Origin of the sequence: Pseudoalteromonas sp. SIMBA_162 (assembly GCF_046535955.1) — a bacterium.
Classification (GTDB): Bacteria; Pseudomonadota; Gammaproteobacteria; order Enterobacterales; family Alteromonadaceae; genus Pseudoalteromonas; species Pseudoalteromonas marina.
Window position 1 is genome coordinate 1 of record NZ_JAWJBQ010000581.1, and the last position, 263, is coordinate 263.

The following is a 263-nucleotide window of genomic DNA, read 5'->3' on the forward strand; positions in this document are numbered from 1 at the left end:
GGCTTTACGCAAGCCTAATTTTTCCATAACCGCACCTTGATGCTGCTCTTCAATATCAACCGTCATGGTTTCATAAGGTTCCATTTTCTTACCATCTTCGTACTTGATGATAACTTCTGGACGAGAAACGGCTAATTCAAAACCTTCACGACGCATGTTTTCAATAAGAACACCTAAGTGAAGCTCACCACGGCCAGATACGCGGAAACGATCCGGGTTGTCAGTCTCTTCAACGCGTAATGCTACGTTATGAACCAGCTCTT

General features: G+C 44.1%; 1 pseudogene. It reads right to left on the reverse strand.

The features are described from left to right. Positions 1–263, reverse strand: a pseudogene (locus tag R0J88_RS21005) (translational GTPase TypA); the annotation flags it as partial.